Origin of the sequence: Ruegeria lacuscaerulensis (assembly GCF_013031245.1) — a bacterium.
Taxonomy (GTDB): domain Bacteria; phylum Pseudomonadota; class Alphaproteobacteria; order Rhodobacterales; family Rhodobacteraceae; genus Ruegeria; species Ruegeria lacuscaerulensis_C.
On record NZ_WPZL01000103.1, the window covers coordinates 1 to 1,203 of the forward strand.

1 protein-coding gene is annotated in these 1,203 nt (G+C 57.0%); it reads right to left on the reverse strand.

The genetic code is table 11. From position 1 onward, the window contains the following. Positions 1-252: 252 nt before the first annotated feature. Positions 253-1,203 (reverse strand): IS110 family RNA-guided transposase (locus GOX66_RS25505; protein WP_170766716.1); only part of this gene is annotated, 951 nt, incomplete at its 5' end.

Genomic DNA, 1,203 nt, shown 5'->3' on the forward strand with positions numbered 1-1,203 from the left:
TCTGTGGGTGGCTCCTGCATTGCAAGAGTTTATTGGCGATTTTTGCGGTCGTTTTTGTCAGTACCTTCGTCTGTCCGGCCTGTTTGCGTGGCGGCATTGTCGCCACTGGCCTTGATGAATTCCGCGAGCGAGGTTCCAATCGGCTTATCGACCTCTGAGGGTCGCTGCCGTTCCCGGAGTGTCCTTGCTCTTGGTTGACTTAATTCCGCATCATCACTTCAACGTCTTGCATCTCGTGGGCTGTCGGCGCGGTTAGAACGCAGGCTGCCGGTATTCCAGTTTCTTCGTGAGCATCGCCCAGATGGCCCGAGCGGCCTTGTTGGCCATGGCGGTTGTTGCCAATCGGAATGGTTTGTCAGCGATAATTCTCGCTGTCCACAGATCGACCTTCTCTGGCGAACGTTTCGCCATCACAGCGCGCGATGTCATGCCTACGACCAACAGCTTGCGAATGTAGCGATCACCCTGCTTCGTGATCTTGCCCAGACGTTCCTTGCCACCGCTAGACTTGTTGAGTGGGGTCAGTCCGAGCCAGGCCGCCAGATCGCGTCCGGTCCGGAACTGTTTTGCATCGCCGATCGTTGCGACGATCGCTGATGCCGTGATCGGCCCGATGCCAGGCATTCGCATTAATCGGCGTGCGTCTGCATTCATCAGAGCATGTTGCTCGATCATCTTCGAATAGCCGTCGATGCGCGCGTTCAAGCCGATGAACTGGTAGCACTGTATGCCGAGCATGCCGTTCGCGATCTCCGGCATCTCTGGTTGGTCGCCATCATGGTGACGCTTTGCAAAAGCCGTCACTGCTTCGATCCCAATGGGTAAAATGTGCCCAAACTCGCGCAAAAGACTGCGGATCATGTTGGCCAGTTGGGTGCGCTGCCGGACGGCTAGATCTCGTGTCCGATGAATTGAGAGGATGGCTTGCTGCCCTTCCGTTTTGATCTCGACAAACCGCATAGTTGGTCGACGAACCGCTTCACAGATTGCCTCGGCATCAACGGCGTCGCTCTTGCCGCGCTTCACGTAGGGTTTGACGTATCCGGCGGGCATGAGCTTCACGTCGTGCCCCAATTTGCGCAGCTGGCGACCCCAGTGATGAGACGAGCCGCAGGCTTCCATCCCGACCCTACAGGGCGGAAGCGTCTCAAAGAAGCGGAGAAGTTTCGCTCGCTTGATGGCCCTGTTGAAGATAACCCGACC